Source organism: Streptomyces sp. NPDC055078, from assembly GCF_053607985.1.
Window position 1 is genome coordinate 1 of record NZ_JBSGUP010000101.1, and the last position, 17,421, is coordinate 17,421.

Here is a 17,421-nt window from a genome sequence, read left to right on the forward strand (position 1 = left end):
GCCCGGCGGTGCGCCCGCGCCCTGGGCGCCGGAACACGCCGAACACGCCGAACACACCGAGCGAGGCGAGCACACCGAGTCGGCCGAGCCCGCGACGGCACCGGCCGAAGGGGCCGCCCCGGCCGAGGAGGCCGAGCGGGCCGCAGCGGCGGCTCCGGTCGCGCCGACCGCCCCGGCCGAGGACGCGCCGGTACCCGAACCGGAGCCCGTGGAAACGCCTCTGGTCGACGAGGCACCGGTCGAGCACGCGTCTGCTGCGGATGAAGCGGATGAAGCCGGGCGGGCGGAGGACCCGGGCGAGGAACGTCCCGTAGCGGTGGACCCTCCCCTGCAAGCGCGGGCAGTGCGGCCAGCGCGGCTGGCGTCCGAAGCGCAGGCGCCGCAGGCGTCCCAGGAGCCCCCGGCCGACGAGCGGGACCCTGAGGACCGCGCCGTCGCCGGTGACCCCGCCGACGAACGGACCGCGGACGGCGGTACGGAGGAGGCGGAGCGGGCCCGCGAAGCCGAGGCCGCTCCCGCGGCCGACCCCGGGACCGAGACAGCCGCCGTCTCCGATGCCGCCCCTGAGGACGCCGCCCCGGAACCGGCGGTCGCGGCCGGACCCGACCCGGCACCACCCACCGTTCCGGCACCTGTCATTCCGGCACCCGCCGGCCCGCCGCCTCCCGAACAGACGGCCGTACCGGCCGCCGAGCCGGTGACCGCCACGGATTCCGTACCCGCCGCCGAGCCCGGTCCGATGACGGCCACGGCCACCAGCGCCGACGAGCACCCGCCGACCTCGTACGTCCTGAGGGTCAACGGCACCGACCGCCCGGTCACCGACGCCTGGATCGGCGAGTCCCTGCTCTATGTCCTGCGCGAGCGCCTCGGCCTCGCCGGAGCCAAGGACGGCTGCTCCCAGGGCGAGTGCGGCGCGTGCAACGTCCAGGTCGACGGCCGGCTCGTCGCCTCCTGTCTGGTCCCCGCCGCGACCGCCGCCGGTTCCGAGGTGCGTACCGTCGAAGGACTCGCCGTCGACGGTGAACCCTCCGACGTCCAGCGGGCCCTGGCGGCCTGCGGAGCCGTCCAGTGCGGATTCTGTATCCCCGGCATGGCCATGACCGTCCACGACCTCCTTGAGGGCAACCACAGCCCCACCGAACTGGAGGCCCGCCAGGCCCTGTGCGGCAATCTCTGCCGCTGCACCGGCTACCGGGGCGTCCTCGACGCCGTACGGGAAGTGGTCACCGGGCGGGAGGCGAGTGCCGCCGCGGCGTCCGAGGCCGCGGAGTCGGGCCCGGACGCCCGCATTCCGCACCAGGCGCCGCCCGGTGCCGGTAGTGTGCAGGCCCACCCGCACGAGGCCCATCCGCACGACGGAGGCATGGCGTGAGCAACGACGCGGCCACCAGCGCGGCACCCCGTACCGGGGGTTCCCCCCGGCCGGAGCCGCCGGCGCACGGTCTCGGAGTCTCCCTCCCCCCGGCGGATACCCGGGCCAAGACCGAGGGCACCTTCCCCTACGCCTCCGACCTGTGGGCCGAGGGCCTGCTGTGGGCGGCGATCCTCCGCTCCCCGCACCCTCACGCGCGCATCCTCTCCATCGACACCGCCGGCGCGCACGCCATGCCGGGCGTACGCGCGGTCGTCACCCACCAGGACATCCCCGGCGACGGCGCGTACGGCAGGCGCATCGCCGACCGTCCCGTCTTCGCCTCCGAACTCGTCCGCCACCACGGCGAGGCCATCGCCGCCGTCGCCGCCGACCACCCCGACACCGCACGCCTCGCCGCCGCGGCGATCACCGTCGAGTACGAGGTGCTCGACCCGGTCACCGACCCCGAGCAGGCGTTCGCCGCCGAGCCGCTGCACCCCGACGGCAACCTCATCCGCCATATCCCCCTGCGATACGGCGACCCGGACATCACCGGCGAGGTCATCGTCGAGGGCCTCTACCGCATCGGCCGCCAGGACCCGGCCCCCATCGGTGCGGAGGCGGGCCTCGCCGTACCGCGCCCGGACGGCGGCGTCGAGCTGTACGTCGCCTCCACCGACCCGCACACCGACCGCGATCTGGCCGCCAACTGCTTCGGTCTCGAACCCGACCGGGTCAAGGTCGTCGTGACCGGAGTCCCCGGCGCCACCGGCGACCGCGAGGACCCCGGCTTCCAGCTCCCCCTCGGCCTGCTGGCCCTCAGGACCGGCTGCCCGGTCAAACTGACCGCCACCCGCGAGGAGTCCTTCCTCGGCCACGCCCACCGCCACCCCACCCTGCTGCGCTACCGCCACCACGCGGACGCCGACGGCCGGCTCGTCAAGGTCGAGGCGCAGCTCCTGCTGGACGCGGGCGCCTACGCCGACTCCTCGTCCGAATCCCTCGCCGCCGCGGTCGCGTTCGCCTGCGGGCCCTACGTCGTCCCCCACGCGTTCATCGAGGGCTGGGCGGTCCGCACCAACAACCCCCCCTCGGGCCATGTGCGCGGCGAGGGCGCCATGCAGGTCTGCGCCGCCTACGAGGCCCAGATGGACAAGCTGTCCGTCAAACTGGGGCTCGACCCCACCGAGATCCGCCTCCGCAACGCCCTGGCGACCGGCGACATCATCCCCACCGGCCAGACCATCACCTGCCCCGCCCCGGTCGCCGAACTGCTCCAGGCCGTACGGGACTTCCCGCTCCCCGCCCTGCCCAAGGACTCCCCCGAGGACGACTGGCTCCTGCCCGGCGGCCCTGAGGGCGCGGGCGAGCCCGGCGCGGTGCGGCGCGGCGTCGGCTATGCCCTCGGCATGGTCCATATGCTCGGCGCCGAGGGCGCCGACGAGGTCTCCACCGCCACCGTCAAGGTCCACGACGGCGTCGCCACCGTCATCTGCGCGGCCGTCGAGACCGGCTCAGGCTTCTCCACCCTCGCCCGCCAGATCGTCCAGGAGACCCTGGGCATCGACGAGGTCCACGTCGCCTCCGTCGACACCGACCAGCCCCCCGCGGGACCGGCGGCCCACGGCCGCCACACCTGGGTATCCGGCGGCGCGGTCGAGCGCGCGGCCCGTATGGTGCGCACCCAGCTCCTCCAGCCGCTGGCCCACAAGTTCGGAATGTCGACCGAGCTGCTCCAGATCACCGACGGCAAGATCACCTCGTACGACGGTGTGCTGTCGGTCACGGTGACCGAGGCGCTGGACGGCAAGGAACTGTGGGCCACCGCCCAGTGCCGCCCCCACCCCACCGAGCCCCTGGACGAGTCCGGGCAGGGCGACGCCTTCGTCGGCATGGCCTTCTGCGCCGTACGGGCCGTGGTCGACGTCGACATCGAACTGGGCTCGATCCGCGTGGTCGAGATGGCCGTCGCCCAGGACGTCGGCCGCGTGCTCAACCCCGCCCAGCTCGCCACCCGCATCGAGGCCGGCATCACCCTCGGCGTCGGCACCGCCCTGACGGAGAACCTCCGCACCGCCCGCGGTCTCGTCCGCCACCCCGACCTCACCGGCTACGCACTCCCGACATCCCTGGACGCCCCGGACATTCGCATCGTGAAACTCGTGGAGGAACGGGACGTCGTCGCCCCCTTCGGGGCGAAAGCCGCGAGCGCGGCCCCGGTGGTCACTTCCCCCGCCGCGGTGGCCGCAGCGGTACGCGCCGCCACCGGCCGCCCGATCAACCGCCTCCCCATCCGGCCCCAGGCGGCGGTGGCTGTTCCCAACTCGTAACCCTGTATGCCGGTTGCAGATGCAATCCAGGGGTGCGTGCTGTCGGTGCCCCTCGGTACAGTGATTCCCGTAGACGCATGTCAACGGGGAGGCGTTCGTGGCGGAGGACAACGGGGCGGGGCCGCTCGGGCCGTTCGGCGCGCTCAGCCTGGTACCGGGTGTGGGCGGAGCCGTCGCGGCAGCCGCCGGAGCAGTGGGGAACCTGCTCGTCGAACTCGGCGAGATGGACAACTTCAAGAAGCGGGTCGATGAACTCCTCATCGAGTTCAACAAATCCCCCGCAGCGCACGACAAGGTCGGCGAGGACCGCCTGACGCAGAGCAGCCTGGGCGGCACCGGCTTCAAGGAAGCCGAGTTCCTGCACGCGTCGTACAACGTCGTCCACGAAGAGCTGCAGAACCTGTCGAAGACCCTGGGGCTCCAGATCGAGAGCATGACGCTCGCGATTCACGCCTCCCAGACCGGCTACCAGAACATCGACGACGACATCCGGGCGCGGATGCAGAAGCTGAACGCGGAGATCGAGGCGCGGTACGACGAGAGCCGTGACCCGGGCAAGGACAGCGGGAACCGTAACAGCAGCCCGCAGTCCCAGACCGGTGCTGGGGCTGTCGGCAAGGGACAGGCGTAGTGCTGCCAGACACCACGGGGGTGACACACAATGGGTAAGCCGGGCGGTGGGAAACCGACTGCGGGCAAGACTCCTTTCGAATCGATGACGACGGAACAGCTGCTGGCGCTGCTCACACCCGCCAACAAGGAAACGGCGATGACGATCGCCGCCAAGTTGTCCAAAGCATCCGAGGCCATTCAGGACATCGCGGACGACCTGAAGCTCCGTGTCCCGCTGGTGAAGTGGGAGGGCGAGGGCGGCGACGCCTTCAAGGACTGGGCCAACGAAACGGCCAACGCCACCCTGCGCCTGGGGGAGTACGCCAAGGGCGCGGGCAAGTGGATGACCGATGTCGCCCAGGCCATCGCCGAGGCCCAGTCCGGCCTGGACGAGCTGAAGAAGTCCGCGTCTGCGGCACAGTCCGACTACGGCGACGCCAAGAAGACGCACAATGCGGCCGTTCATGACCCGGGCGCCGGGAAGGACGCGGCGAAGGACGCCAAGTCGGACATGGATCTGGCCCGGGCGGGCATGGAGGCGGCCAGGCTGGCGAGTGTGGACAGGCTGCGGAAGCTCGGAGAGACGTATACGCAGTCCGGGGAGCAGATCAATCGCCTGGAACCGCCGACGTTTCCGCCTCCGGCGCAGTTGAACGGAAGATGGCGTGACATGGAGGGAGAGCGGGGCTACCGCCAGTCGGCACGAACGTCGAGGAGCGTCGGAACGACCGACCGTGCCCGCTCCCGTAGTGCGTCCGACAGCCCCGAGACCCGCGCCACCCAGGGCAGGACACAGGCCGAAGGAAACTCGCCCGCCTCCGCGGTCTCGGTCAGCCGCCCGGAACAGCAGGTGGGCCAGATTGCTCCGCCGGCCGTCGTGCCCTCCGTATCCCCGGTGCCGGACCGGCCGGTGGGTATGGGCATCGACAGTGTTGCCACGCCTGAGGCGCCCGTCACAGCGCCGGGCCCCGGCGTCCTTCCGCCCGGTGGCAGGCCCGACGGTGTAGGTAACGTGCCGCCGGCTGTCGTCCCACCAGGTGTGATACCGCCTGCGTTCGGCGGTGGTGGTGGCGGGACCAAATCGGCTCCCTTCGCCAGGGGCGTGGGTCCCGGTGGAGGAGGAGCCGTGCCGAGGCTACCGATGGCGCGGGCCGACGGGATTGTCGGCGGTCGTCCTGTCTCACCGACTACGGGGCCGAGTGCCGGCCGTCCGGCAGGTGCTCTCCCCCGTGGCACGGTGATTGGTGGCGAGGGCACCACGGGGACCCGAGGCCAGATGGGCCGTGGGATGGCCGGAATGCCGGGCGGCATGCACGGTGGCCCCATGGGAGGAACTGGACAGAGTGGTATCTCCGGTGGCCGGAGGCTGGCGTCCGAGACCGGCGGCGTGGTCGGCGGCCGTCCACAGCAGCCCGGGCAGGCGAGCGGGCGTCCGTTCACGCCGGGCGGTTCGGGTCTGGTCCGGGGCGGTAGCGCGGATCAGGCGGGCCGGACCGGCATGGCCGGTGCCGGGACCAACAGGCCCCATCCGCGTCGTGAGGACGAGGACGGCGAGCGCCCCGATTATCTCGTGGAAGAGGAAGAGACCTGGCAGCAGGGCAGCCGCCGGGTAGTGCCACCTGTAATCGACTGACCCCCCACAGAGAAGAACAGGTCAAGGACAGCAGATGCCTACCAACATCAGTCGAATGAGCCGACACCGCCCCCTGGTCTCGGGGGTGTTGGGACTGCTGCTGGTGGGTATCGCGGCGACTCCGGCCCATGCTGAGAGTGTGCGCTCCGAGCAATGGCACCTCGAGGTGATGCGCGCGCCGGAGATGTGGAAGACCAGTACCGGCAAGGGGATGACGGTCGCTCTCATAGACTCCGGTGTTGATGATGCGCTGCCAGATCTCAAAGGCCGTGTACTGAAGGGGATGGACTATTCCCAGATGGATGGCGATGAGAACAACGACATCGCCAATCACGGGACGCACATGGCCACGCTGATCGCTGGAACTGGTGGGCGCGGGCCGCAGACCGGTTCCTGGGGGCTGTCCCCCGATGCCAAGATTCTTCCCATCCGGATGCCTTACAACGAGGAGCAGTTCGGACAGGACTCCCGAACTGCCTATGCTCGTGACATGAGCAGGGCGATCCGCTATGCAGCCGATTCATCTGCCCAGATCATCAGTATCTCGATGGGGCAGAAGGACTCGGGATCTGCCGAGCTCACGCAAGCAGTGAAGTACGCCCTCAGTAAGAATAAACTGATCTTTGCCGCAGTGGGAAACACTGCCGATAAGGGCAATTCCCCTGAGTACCCAGCGGCCACCCCTGGAGTGGTCGGAGTCGGGGGCGTGGACAAGACGATCAACTGGTGGAAGAAGTCGCAGACTGGTCAGGAGGTTGATTTCGCGGCACCTGCGGTCAAGACAGTATCTGCCTGCAGCCCGACCACACTCTGCGATGGAGACGGCACCAGTAACTCGACAGCCCTCGCCGCCGCCTCCGCCGCCCTCATCTGGTCCAAGCACCCCGACTGGACCAACAACCAGGTTCTCCGCGTCATGCTCAACACGGCGGGTGCGGCCGCGAGTGGAGACAAGCGAACCGACTTCATCGGGTACGGAGTGGTACGGCCCCGGATCGCTCTCAAGACACCGGGGGATCCCGGCCCTGCCGATGAGTACCCGCTTCCTGATCTGGCCGCGGCGGCTCCGAAGGCACCCGCCCCTGGGGCTTCCAAGTCCGCCGCTGCCGAAGCGGCTGCCGGGAAGGACAAGAGCGAGGCCGATTCCGCTGCCCCGGTCGCGGAGAAGGAGGACGGCGGTGGCAGTGGGCTCTGGATCGCGCTCGGGGTGGGTGCCGCTGTGCTGATCGGTGCGGCGGTCGCGGTGCCGGTGATCCGTGCGCGGCGGCGTGCGGCCGAGCCTGTTGCGGTGCCTGCGGGGACGGCTCCGTACCCCCAGCAGCAGCCGCAGCCGTACTATCCTCAGCAGCCGCCGCCCTATGGGCAGAACCAGCCCGGTTACGGGCCGCCGCCGACCGGTCAGGGGAACGGTCAGGGGCAGAATCCGCAGTATCCCGGCCGGCCGTGAGCGGCAGGCTCCTCCCGCATCCTACGTACCACCAGTCAGCCGGCCATCGAGACGTATCAACGGGGAAGTCATGTCGTTCGACGAGGAATGGGCCACCGCGCGTGCCGACGCGTCAGCGGGTGTGTCGATGCGTCTCAACAAGCTGCTCGACCCGGGTGGTGGTGGCGGGTCCGCCCCACCCCCGGTCGAAGGTGATCTGAAGGTCACCCAAGCGGATCTGGCGGCCATCGGGGACGAGGCGTACAAGCTCTACACACGGCTGGACACGGACGGCGATCACGCCAAGCAGAACAGCTACGCCGCCGCCGGGTCCCTGAAGCCGGACTTCGCGCTCGGCGGTGCCCTGGCGACGGTGACCGACAAGTGGAACGAGCAGGTGAACACCCTGCTGGAGGCGTGTGCGCATATCTCCAACCACCTCGACTACTCGCAGAAGGCACATGCGGGGGACGAGGTCTATATCGCCACCAGATTCAAATTCGCCGAACTGGACCAGGGATTTGACGAGGGGACGCAGCGCTGATGGACCTCGAAGCACTGCGGTTCGGTAATTTCTCGAAGCTCGGCACGGCCGTCGAGGACTGGTCGGCGATGATCACCAAGCTTGAGGAGCTGAAGCGGGACGCCAACTCCCAGTTGGACGGGCGGGCCAAGAAGGCCAACTGGTCGGGAGTGAACGCCACGGTGACCCGGGAGTTCATCACCAAGACGACGAAGGAATTCGGCGACGCGGCGACGCAGGCGACCACGATTCGCAACATCCTGCGCGACACCCACAGTGAGTTGGTCGACTGCAAGACCAAGCTCAATGACGCCATCGAGCGCGGGCTGAAGAACAACCTCACCGTCGTCGGCACCGGTGACGGCGGCTTCACCGTCACCATGAACATCCACCCGGACCGCGCCGCCAAGGGGACCACCGTTCCCCAGCACACGGAGGGGAACGTCACCGCACTCCGCGACGAGGTGCAGGCCATCCTGCAGAAGGCGACCGACAGCGACACGACTGCCGCGCAGGTGCTGGTGGCGATCGTCAATCAGGCGCCGTACGGATTCTCCGACGCGACCTATCAGGACCGGGACGGCGCGGCGCTGGCACTGAAGAAGGCCGAGGAGATGGCCCGCCTCGCCAAGGACCCGAAGAACCTCTCCAAGGAGGAGTTCGACCAGCTCAACCGTGAGCTGGAGAAATACAAGGACGACGACCTCTTCGCCGAGAAGTTCGCCACCGACCTCGGGCCCAAGGGAACCGCACAGTTCTGGGCGGGAATCCATGACTTCGCCGAGAACCATGAGCTGCGGGACAAGTACAAGGATTATGGCGCGCTGCAGCAGAATCTGAGCCTTACCCTCGCCAATGCGACCCAGTCCGACAGCCCGGCCATGCAGCAGTGGGAAAGGGACATGACGGCGCTGGGCAAGGAGCAGATCACCACCAGCCGCACCAGCCAGCCCGGGTTCATCGTGATCAGCAGTCTGCTGCGGCACGGCGACTACGACGACAAGTTCCTCACCTCGTACGGCAAGGAACTGGTCGAAGCGGAGAAGCAGCGGACCGGAAACGGACGCAGCTTCAACGGGCTCTGGCATCAGATGGGCGGTGGCGGCCCGCCCCTCAATCACACCGGGACGGACGGCGGCAAGGACCCGATGACCGGGTTCATGAAGGCGCTTTCGCACAGCCCCGGCGCCGCCACCGAGTTCTTCAACAGTACTTATGTGTCCAAGGACGAGGACCACAACTTCAAGGAGGACGGAAAGAAGAGGGAACTGTCCAACTTCGAGTACCTCTTCGAGGAGCGGAAGTGGCCCGAGGACTGGAACGAGGACAGGAAGAAGAGCGAGGAGAACTACAACGCTCTCGGCGAGGCCCTGGAAGCCGCGACGACCGGTCATCCGGCCGGTGAGCCAGCCTCACCCGATCTGCCCCCGCACTCCAGGGAGCAGGCGGATCTGATGGAGAAGGTCGTCGCCTCGGTCTCCGACGACAACACGCGCCTCACGGACCGCGGTGTGATGTCCGACAGCCTCGGCCAGATGACGGCGGAGTACCTGCCCGACGTCAACCGGGCGCTGTCGGACGACAAGCTGGGCAATACCAACATCCTCTATCCCATCGCGGGCGCGCAGGCCGAGATGAGCCACAGTGATCTGTCCCGATTCCTGGTCACCGTCGGACAGGATCCCGACGGCTTCGCCCGGGTCGAACTGGGCCAGAAGGCGTACATGGCCAACCTCATGGATTACCACCTGAACCCCGATCTCCCCGAGGGGCAGCGCCATCCGGCAGGGCCGCAGTTCGCGGTCACGGAGATCTCGACCCGGTCCGGTGAGATCGGCGGGACACTGGCCATCGGCCGTCAGGAAGCAATCCTCGGCCCGGCGCACGAGAGCGACGAGAAGTACGCACAGTCGATGAACCAGTGGAAGAACGCGGTCTCGGGCGGTATCGGCACGGGGATCGGCGTCGGAGTGTCCTTCATCGCCAGCCCGATCGGCGGCGCGGTCGCGGGCGGTGCCGCCAGCACGGTCAGCAGCATGGTCCTCGAAGAGTTCTTCCAGGGGCAGGAGTCGAAGAAGGGCGACGAGGCAGCGGGCCAGGCGGGTAAGAAGTGGGAACAGAGCATGCAGGACAACATCAAGTTGAACCAGTTCGCAGCCGAGACCGCCGCGCAGGCTCATAACGCTCCGTACGCGAATATCGTGGCCGACTGGTCCTCCGCCGGAACGCGTATCGGATTCGACCAGGCTCATTCCAATGTCTCGCAGATGGGCATGGACCTCAAAACGGATATCTAGGTGTCCACTCAGCCACCCAGAGACGGAAGCGGACCGATGGTGTCAGCGATGGAGAACGAGCTTTACCGGCCCGGCCGAAGCGGCCGGGCCCGGCGTGCGCCGGTATTGGAAGGGGTCCTTGCCCTAGGGATCACCGTCTCCGGGTGTTCAGGAGGGTCCGATGACAAGAAGCCGGATCGTGGGTACGAGACACCGTCAGCGCTCTGCGGGATCCCGGTGAAGCCAGAGCTTCTGACGCCTCTTCTCTCCGGCGGCGAAAAGATCGCGGTGTCGGAGCGGACACCGGCTCAGGGCATCTGGCAATGCGAGGTCACCGTCGACGGCAAGGTGGTCCTCAAGGCCAGTCAGGAGTGGTGGCACAGAGGAAGTTCGCTCGCCATGGTCGCCCGGCTGAACGCATACGTGAAGGACGGCACGGAGTCCGAGGGCGGGAAGACGTACGCCTCGAAAACCGGAGCCGTGGGCAGGGTTGCCTGCGCCCAGCCAAAGAAGCCCGACTCGGTGCTGTACGCCATCGTGGGCGTCACCAGCCACCTCAAGCCCGGCGAGTCCGCCACCCGCGACTTCATCACCAACTACGCCGACGCGGTCGGCTCCTCCTCCCCTCAGTGCACCGCGTGAGCAGTTGACGGCACACCTGATGGCACACCTCCCTAGAGCGGGGCGCTGAGCAGTACCGTCCGCGCACTGTCCGCCGTACGGGCGACGAAGCGGCGGCTCCGGGGCGGGCGTCCGGTGGCTGCTCCGGCGCCGCTCGAATCGGGTTGAGGCCCCGGACGTGCGCGGATTAACGTCGGTGTATGACCGAGCCCCCGCGTTCCGCCGTCGTTCTCGTCACCGGAGTCATGGCTTCCGGCAAGTCGACCGTCGCCCAGTCCCTGGCCGAACGGCTGCCCCGGGCCGTACACGTACGCGGCGACGTCTTCCGGCGGATGGTGGTGTCCGGCCGGGTGGAGATGGGGTCCGCCGACACCGATGAGGCGCTCGCCCAACTGCGGCTGCGCTACCGGCTGTCCGCGGCCGTGGCGGACACCTATGCGGAGGCCGGATTCACCGCCGTCGTCCAGGACATCGTCATCGGCGGCGAACTCCCCTCGTACGTCGGTCTCGTCCGCACCCGCCCGCTGTACGTCGTCGTCCTCGCCCCGGACCCCGGGACGGTCGCCGCCCGCGAGGCGGCACGTCCGAAGACCGGGTACGGGAAGGGCCTGACCGTCGAGGGCCTGGACCGGGAGTTGCGGGGCCTCACCCCACGGGTCGGCCTCTGGCTGGACACCAGCGCGCAGACCCCGGACGAGACGGTGGCGGAGATCCTGTCGCGGCTGGGCGAGGCGAAGGTCTGATGGCGCTCGGCCGGTGGCTGTCGGGTGGCTGTGGGGTGATTTCCACGGGAGCGGCCCCGGTGCCTGGGCGCCGGGGCCGTGGTCCGTACCGCTTGTGGAGACCGTGACCGGAATCGAACCGGCATGCCTCGCTTTGCAGGCGAGTCCCTCAGCCACTCGGGCACACGGTCATGCGTTTCGTGCTGTTGTTCGTTGCTCGTTGCTCCGTTTGTTCCTTGCTTCGGTGTTCGTCGTCGGTTGTGCGTCTGCTCGTGGTGCGTTCGGTGCTGACCCGACCGTAGGCCGTGCCCGTCGCCTCGCTCAATGGTTCCGCGCGGGCCGCAACACGACTGCCATGCGCCGTTCACAGTCGTACGACCAAGGGACCAGACGAGGTCCCGCCCAGCGACAGGGGCCAAGCCGGTACACGCCCCTTACTCTTGGGCCATGACCGCCCCCGAACCCCGTGACGCCGAGGTCACGCCGCCGTCGTCCGCACCCGGGGCGATACGTCCGGACCAGCAGCCGCCGGGCGGAATTCTGGGGCGGACGCACCGGGCGCTCAGTATCGGGATCATCGCCGTGGTCCTGCTCGTCGCCTTCGAGGCGACCGCCGTCGGCACCGCGATGCCCGTCGCCGCGCGGGAACTGGACGGGATCGGCCTGTACGCCTTCGCCTTCTCCTCCTACTTCACCACCAGTCTCTTCGCCATGGTCCTGTCCGGGCAGTGGGCCGACCGGGACGGGCCGCTGCGTCCGCTCGCCACCGGGATCTCCGCCTTCGCCGTCGGACTGCTGCTGTCCGGGACCGCGAGCACGATGTGGAGCTTCATCCTCGGGCGGGCCGTACAGGGCCTCGGCGGCGGACTGGTGATCGTCGCCATGTACGTCATCGTCGGCCGCGCCTATCCGGAGCGGCTGCGGCCCGCCATCCTCGCCGCCTTCGCCGCGAGCTGGGTGATCCCCTCGGTCGTGGGGCCGCTCGCCTCCGGGACGGTCACCGAGCAGCTCGGCTGGCGCTGGGTCTTCGTCGGCATCCCGCCTCTGGTTGTCTTCCCGCTCGCCCTCGCGCTGCCCGCGATCCGGCGGATGGCCACCGGCCCGGCGGACCCGGCGGCGGGGAGGCCGCCGTTCGACGCCCGGCGCATCCGGCTCGCGCTGGCCATCTCGCTGGGCGCCGGACTCCTCCAGTACGCGGGTCAGGACCTGAAGTGGCTCTCACTCCTCCCGGCCGTCGTGGGCGGCGCCCTGCTGGTGCCCGCCGTACTCGGACTGCTGCCCCAGGGCACCTACCGGGCGGCGCGCGGGCTGCCGGCCGTCATTCTGCTGCGGGGCATCGCCGCCGGGTCCTTCATCGCGGCGGAATCCTTCGTACCGCTGATGCTGGTCACCCAGCGAGATCTGTCGCCGACCCTGGCCGGACTGTCCCTCGCCGTCGGCGGTGCCACCTGGGCCCTGGGGTCGTTCGTACAGTCCCGGCCGCGCCTGGAGCCGTACCGCGGCCGGCTGATGGTCATCGGGATGACGCTGGTCGCGGTGGCGATCGCGGCGGCCCCGAGCGTCCTGATCGAGTGGGTGCCGGTGTGGATCGTGGGGGTCGCCTGGGGCGTCGGCTGCTTCGGCATGGGCATGGTCATCGCCTCGACCAGTGTGCTGATGCTGAAGCTCTCCGCACCGGAGGACGCGGGCGCCAACTCGGCCGCCCTCCAGATCTCCGACGGCCTGTCGAACGTCCTGCTGCTGGCGGCGGGCGGCGCCGCCTTCGCCGCGCTGGGCGGCGGGTCGGTGGCCGGCCACTCGGTCTCCGCGGCGACCGAGTCGCACCCGGCGGCCTTCGCGGCGGTGTTCCTGCCGATGGCGGTGGTGGCGCTGGTGGGGGCGTGGGTGGGGACGCGGCTGCGGGCGCGGGAGGCTTGAGTGGTACCAGAGTGACCCCATGAAGTGGTACCGTTCTGGTATGGCTATGAACCTTCGTCTCCGTGACGATCAGACCGATGCGCTCAAGGCCCGTGCCGAGCAGGAGGGCCAGAGCATGCACGCCATAGTGCTCCAGGCAGTGGACGACTATCTGTCCCGCACCGCTCAGCAGGCGATCGTCCGCAAGACGGCCATGGAGCAGGCGGCCAAGTGGCACGAGCTGCTGGAGCGGCTCAAGTGACGCACATCTATCTGTCTTCGGAAGACGTCCTGGCCATCGCCGGACACGCGGTCGATGACCAGGACGTCGTGGTGCGTGACGCCGGGCTGCTGGAATCCGCGGTGCACCGTCCCGCCGCCGCCATGTTCGGCGAAGAGGCGTACCCGGACCTCGTGGACAAGGCGGCGGCGCTGCTCCAGTCGCTCGCGATCAACCATCCCCTCGTCGACGGCAACAAGCGGACCGCATGGCTGTCGTGCGTGACCTTCCTGGCGATGAACGGCGTTCAGTTGCGACCGGACATCGATGCCGCCGAGCGGCTGGTCATCGCGGTCGCGACGGGGGAGGCGGACGAGGTGAAGGCCATCGCGCACCAGTTGCGCGACCTCGCGATGTGACCCGGTTCGCCCCACGCGAACCCCCTCCCCGATCACCTCCCGATCCCGCCCGGGCTCCACCGACCCGGCGGGATCGGCGCGTTGTGAGGCGGGTCTCACCCCGCGACGCTCCGGCCCCGTCCGGGGCGGGAGCGCGCGGTCACACCGGTAGGGTGGCCCGGTTGTCATACCCGAGCCCTGAACACCGACCCCGTCCGAGCCCTGTGCCCTGGCCCCTGCCCCCGTCCGAGCCCTGAGTCCCGAAACCCGCCCGAGCCCTGTGCCCTGCCCCCGCCCGAGCCCTGAGACCTGACCCCGCACCCATCCCGTACCCCAGCACTCCCGAGCCCCACCCGAGCCCTGGACGAGCGTCGAACCGGAGACCGTGACTACTACCGCCTCCCACTCCCACCATCTCTCCCCCGCCTTTCCCGGCCGCGCCCCCTGGGGCACCGCGGGCAAGCTGCGCGCCTGGCAGGAAGGGGCCATGGAGAGATACCTCCAGGAGCAGCCCCGCGACTTCCTCGCCGTCGCCACCCCCGGCGCCGGAAAGACGACCTTCGCGCTCACCCTCGCCTCCTGGCTGCTGCACCACCATGTCGTGCAGCAGGTGACCGTCGTCGCGCCCACCGAGCATCTGAAGAAGCAGTGGGCCGACGCGGCGGCGCGGATAGGGATCAAGCTGGACCCCGACTACAGCGCGGGACCGCTCAGCAGGGAGTATCACGGTGTAGCCGTGACGTACGCCGGTGTCGGGGTGCGGCCCATGCTGCACCGCAACCGGTGCGAGCAGCGCAAGACCCTCGTCATCCTGGACGAGATCCACCACGCCGGTGACTCCAAGTCCTGGGGCGAGGCATGCCTCGAAGCGTTCGACCCGGCGACCCGGCGGCTCGCGCTGACCGGCACCCCCTTCCGCTCGGACACCAACCCGATCCCCTTCGTCGCGTACGAGGAGGGCACGGACGGCATCCGGCGCTCGTCCGCCGACTACACCTACGGCTACGGAAACGCCCTCGGTGACGGAGTCGTGCGGCCGGTCATCTTCCTCAGCTACAGCGGCAATATGCGCTGGCGCACCAAGGCCGGCGACGAGATCGCCGCCCGCCTCGGGGAGCCGATGACCAAGGACGCCATCTCCCAGGCGTGGCGCACCGCGCTCGACCCGCGCGGCGAGTGGATGCCCAATGTGCTGCGGGCGGCCGATCAGCGGCTCACCGAGGTACGGAAGTCGATCCCGGACGCGGGCGGGCTCGTCATCGCCTCCGACCAGGACGCGGCCCGCTCGTACGCCAAACTCCTCCGTGAGATCACCGGGGTGAAGGCCACCGTCGTCCTCTCCGACGACACGGGCGCCTCCAAGCGCATCGACGAGTTCAGCGAGAGCGGCGACCGGTGGATGGTCGCCGTCCGGATGGTGTCCGAGGGGGTCGATGTGCCCCGGCTCGCGGTGGGGGTGTACGCCACCACGATCTCCACGCCGCTGTTCTTCGCACAGGCCGTGGGGCGTTTCGTACGGTCGCGAAGGCGCGGTGAGACCGCGTCGGTCTTCGTGCCCACGATCCCCGCGCTCCTCGGTTTCGCCAATGAGATGGAGGTCGAGCGCGACCATGTGCTCGACCGGCCGAAGAAGCACGGCGAGGAGGACCCGTACGCCGAGTCCGAGAAGGAGATGGACGAGGCCAACCGGGAGCAGGACGAAGAGGACGGCATGGGGGACCAGTTGCCCTTCGAGGCGCTGGAGTCCGACGCCGTCTTCGACCGGGTCATGTACAACGGCGCCGAGTTCGGCATGCAGGCGCACCCCGGGAGCGAGGAGGAGCAGGACTACCTCGGCATCCCCGGGCTCCTCGAACCCGACCAGGTGCAGCTCCTCCTCCAGAAGCGGCAGGCCCGGCAGATCGCCCACAGCCGCAAGAAGCCGGCCGAGGAGGCCGATCTGCTGGAGCTGCCCGCCGAGCGGCGGCCCGTCGTCTCCCACCGGGAGCTGCTGGAGCTGCGCAAACAGCTGAACACGATGGTCGGTGCGTACGTCCACCAGAGCGGCAAGCCCCATGGCGTCATCCACACCGAGCTGCGGCGGGTGTGCGGCGGGCCGCCGAGCGCCGAGGCCACCGCCGGGCAGATCCGGGAGCGGATCAAGAAAGTTCAGGAGTGGGCGACGAGGATGCGGTAATCGCCGCTCACTTCCGGTGAATCTGTGGTCGGATTCTCATACGACTTGCGTAGGAATGGGCTTCGGCAGCCGAACGCTGGTCAAAACCGTCCATATCGCTTGCATATCGCACGATTTTCTTACGTTCGCGCCCGGATTCTGGACGAGGTCTTCCGCTGAGCGGACTACCTCGCTACTGTCCGGGCAATGCAAAAGGCCCCGTGGCATGCCAGTGCGCCGCGGAGTCCAGCCGGTGTGCCATGGCCTGCCGGCGGGCCCCAGGGTGCGGCGCCGACGGGACCGGCGCCGCGGGATTCACCATGAGGGTCCGCCGTCACTCACTCCGAAGGAGAGGGCGTCGTGACCGCGGAGACCTCCCAGACGCTCGACCGGGGACTGCGTGTCCTCAAGCTGCTCGCCGACACCGACCACGGGCTCACCGTCACCGAGTTGTCCAACAAACTCGGCGTCAACCGGACCGTTGTCTACCGGCTGCTCGCCACCCTTGAGCAGCATGCCCTCGTCCGCCGTGATCTGGGCGGGCGGGCCAGGGTGGGCCTCGGTGTGCTGCGGCTCGGCCGTCAGGTGCACCCGCTGGTACGGGAGGCCGCGATGCCCGCGCTGCGGGCGCTCGCCGAGGACATAGGCGCGACCGCCCATCTCACCCTCGTGGACGGCGCGGAAGCCCTCGCCGTCGCCGTCGTCGAGCCCACCTGGACCGACTACCACGTGGCCTACCGGGCCGGATTCCGGCATCCGCTGGACCGGGGCGCGGCGGGCAAGGCGATCCTGGCCGCGCGCCTGGGGCACCAGGGCGAACCCGGGTACACACTGACCCACGGCGAGCTGGAGGCGGGGGCGAGCGGGGCGGCGGCGGCGCTCGTGGGGGTGACCGGGATAGAGGGCAGCGTCGGCGTGGTCATGCTGGCGGACTCGGTCCCGGAGCGGGTGGGGCCGCGCGTGGTGGACGCGGCGCGCGAGGTGGCGGACGCGTTGCGCTGAGGCGCGGGGCGCTGTGCGGTGGCCGCCTGGGGGCGCTCCGGGCCTGGGAACTTGTGCGAGTGCCGCCCGGGGGCGCTCCGGGGCTCGGGGCCCTTGTGCGGTCACCGTCCGGGGGCGCTCCGGGCTCGGGGCCCTGTGCGGTCACCGTCCGGGGCCGCTCCGGGGCTCGTATCCGGGACTGCTTTCCTCACCGCGCTTCGCGCGAGCTGCGCCGCTTTACGTCCCGGACACGACCCCTGCGCGCCCCCTC

The 17,421-nt window shown here is 69.6% G+C and carries 14 protein-coding genes and 1 tRNA gene; 14 read left to right on the top strand and 1 reads right to left on the bottom strand.

All coding sequences use genetic code 11. The features are described from left to right. The 9 genes from ACWF94_RS11835 to ACWF94_RS11875 form a co-directional block, all read left to right on the top strand. Positions 1-1,375: 2Fe-2S iron-sulfur cluster-binding protein (locus ACWF94_RS11835; protein ID WP_453487194.1), on the top strand; the 1,375-nt coding region annotated here is incomplete at its 5' end. Further along, a complete protein-coding gene (locus tag ACWF94_RS11840; RefSeq protein ID WP_453487195.1) occupies positions 1,372-3,687 on the top strand; it encodes a xanthine dehydrogenase family protein molybdopterin-binding subunit in 2,316 nt (771 codons plus the stop codon). The genes ACWF94_RS11835 and ACWF94_RS11840, both read left to right, overlap by 4 nt. A 97-nt stretch (positions 3,688-3,784) precedes the next feature. After that, positions 3,785-4,318, top strand: coding sequence for a hypothetical protein (locus ACWF94_RS11845; protein ID WP_453487196.1), 534 nt, complete (start codon positions 3,785-3,787; stop codon positions 4,316-4,318). Between the two features lie 84 nt (positions 4,319-4,402). Then, entirely contained in the window at positions 4,403-5,932 is a 1,530-nt protein-coding gene (locus tag ACWF94_RS11850) for a WXG100 family type VII secretion target (RefSeq protein WP_453487197.1), read from the top strand. A 34-nt stretch (positions 5,933-5,966) separates the two neighbouring features. Then, positions 5,967-7,379 (top strand): type VII secretion-associated serine protease mycosin, encoded by a 1,413-nt coding sequence (gene mycP, locus ACWF94_RS11855; RefSeq protein ID WP_453487198.1) that lies wholly within the window; start codon positions 5,967-5,969, stop codon positions 7,377-7,379. Positions 7,380-7,449: 70 nt separating this feature from the next. Continuing rightward, the gene (locus ACWF94_RS11860; protein ID WP_453487199.1) at positions 7,450-7,902 is read left to right on the top strand and encodes a hypothetical protein; all 453 of its coding nucleotides are present in this window, start codon (positions 7,450-7,452) and stop codon (positions 7,900-7,902) included. Further along, on the top strand, positions 7,902-10,178 hold the full coding sequence (locus ACWF94_RS11865) for a DUF6571 family protein (protein ID WP_453487200.1): 2,277 nt from the start codon (positions 7,902-7,904) through the stop codon (positions 10,176-10,178). The genes ACWF94_RS11860 and ACWF94_RS11865 overlap by 1 nt, the downstream gene beginning before the upstream one ends. A 216-nt stretch (positions 10,179-10,394) precedes the next feature. After that, positions 10,395-10,799, top strand: coding sequence for a hypothetical protein (locus tag ACWF94_RS11870; RefSeq protein ID WP_453487201.1), 405 nt, complete (start codon positions 10,395-10,397; stop codon positions 10,797-10,799). Positions 10,800-10,978: 179 nt separating this feature from the next. After that, positions 10,979-11,521, top strand: coding sequence for an AAA family ATPase (locus tag ACWF94_RS11875; protein WP_453487202.1), 543 nt, complete (start codon positions 10,979-10,981; stop codon positions 11,519-11,521). 95 nt (positions 11,522-11,616) lie between these two features. Here ACWF94_RS11875 and ACWF94_RS11880 read toward each other — a convergent pair. Beyond that, a tRNA-Cys gene (locus ACWF94_RS11880) sits at positions 11,617-11,691 on the bottom strand. 256 nt (positions 11,692-11,947) lie between these two features. Between ACWF94_RS11880 and ACWF94_RS11885 the strand changes: the two genes are divergently transcribed. The 5 genes from ACWF94_RS11885 (at position 11,948) to ACWF94_RS11905 (ending at position 17,171) form a co-directional block, all read left to right on the top strand. Further along, on the top strand, positions 11,948-13,417 hold the full coding sequence (locus ACWF94_RS11885; protein WP_453487203.1) for an MFS transporter: 1,470 nt from the start codon (positions 11,948-11,950) through the stop codon (positions 13,415-13,417). Between the two features lie 40 nt (positions 13,418-13,457). Next, positions 13,458-13,658 (top strand): CopG family transcriptional regulator, encoded by a 201-nt coding sequence (locus ACWF94_RS11890; RefSeq protein ID WP_453487204.1) that lies wholly within the window; start codon positions 13,458-13,460, stop codon positions 13,656-13,658. Next, a complete protein-coding gene (locus tag ACWF94_RS11895) occupies positions 13,655-14,035 on the top strand; it encodes a type II toxin-antitoxin system death-on-curing family toxin (RefSeq protein ID WP_453487205.1) in 381 nt (126 codons plus the stop codon). The genes ACWF94_RS11890 and ACWF94_RS11895 overlap by 4 nt, the downstream gene beginning before the upstream one ends. Positions 14,036-14,399: 364 nt before the next feature. Continuing rightward, the gene (locus ACWF94_RS11900) at positions 14,400-16,190 is read left to right on the top strand and encodes a DEAD/DEAH box helicase (RefSeq protein WP_453487206.1); all 1,791 of its coding nucleotides are present in this window, start codon (positions 14,400-14,402) and stop codon (positions 16,188-16,190) included. A gap of 339 nt (positions 16,191-16,529) precedes the next feature. Next, positions 16,530-17,171 (top strand): IclR family transcriptional regulator, encoded by a 642-nt coding sequence (locus tag ACWF94_RS11905; RefSeq protein ID WP_453487207.1) that lies wholly within the window; start codon positions 16,530-16,532, stop codon positions 17,169-17,171. The last annotated feature ends 250 nt before the right edge of the window (positions 17,172-17,421 follow it).

Bases quoted from the DNA above. Each gene is read 5' to 3' on its own strand.
- ACWF94_RS11890 (WP_453487204.1), top strand. From the start codon at position 13,458: ATGGCTATGAACCTTCGTCTCCGTGACGATCAGACCGATGCGCTCAAG.
- ACWF94_RS11875 (WP_453487202.1), top strand. From the start codon at position 10,979: ATGACCGAGCCCCCGCGTTCCGCCGTCGTTCTCGTCACCGGAGTCATG.
- ACWF94_RS11860 (WP_453487199.1), top strand. From the start codon at position 7,450: ATGTCGTTCGACGAGGAATGGGCCACCGCGCGTGCCGACGCGTCAGCG.
- ACWF94_RS11865 (WP_453487200.1), top strand. From the start codon at position 7,902: ATGGACCTCGAAGCACTGCGGTTCGGTAATTTCTCGAAGCTCGGCACG.
- mycP (WP_453487198.1), top strand. From the start codon at position 5,967: ATGCCTACCAACATCAGTCGAATGAGCCGACACCGCCCCCTGGTCTCG.
- ACWF94_RS11850 (WP_453487197.1), top strand. From the start codon at position 4,403: ATGACGACGGAACAGCTGCTGGCGCTGCTCACACCCGCCAACAAGGAA.
- ACWF94_RS11885 (WP_453487203.1), top strand. From the start codon at position 11,948: ATGACCGCCCCCGAACCCCGTGACGCCGAGGTCACGCCGCCGTCGTCC.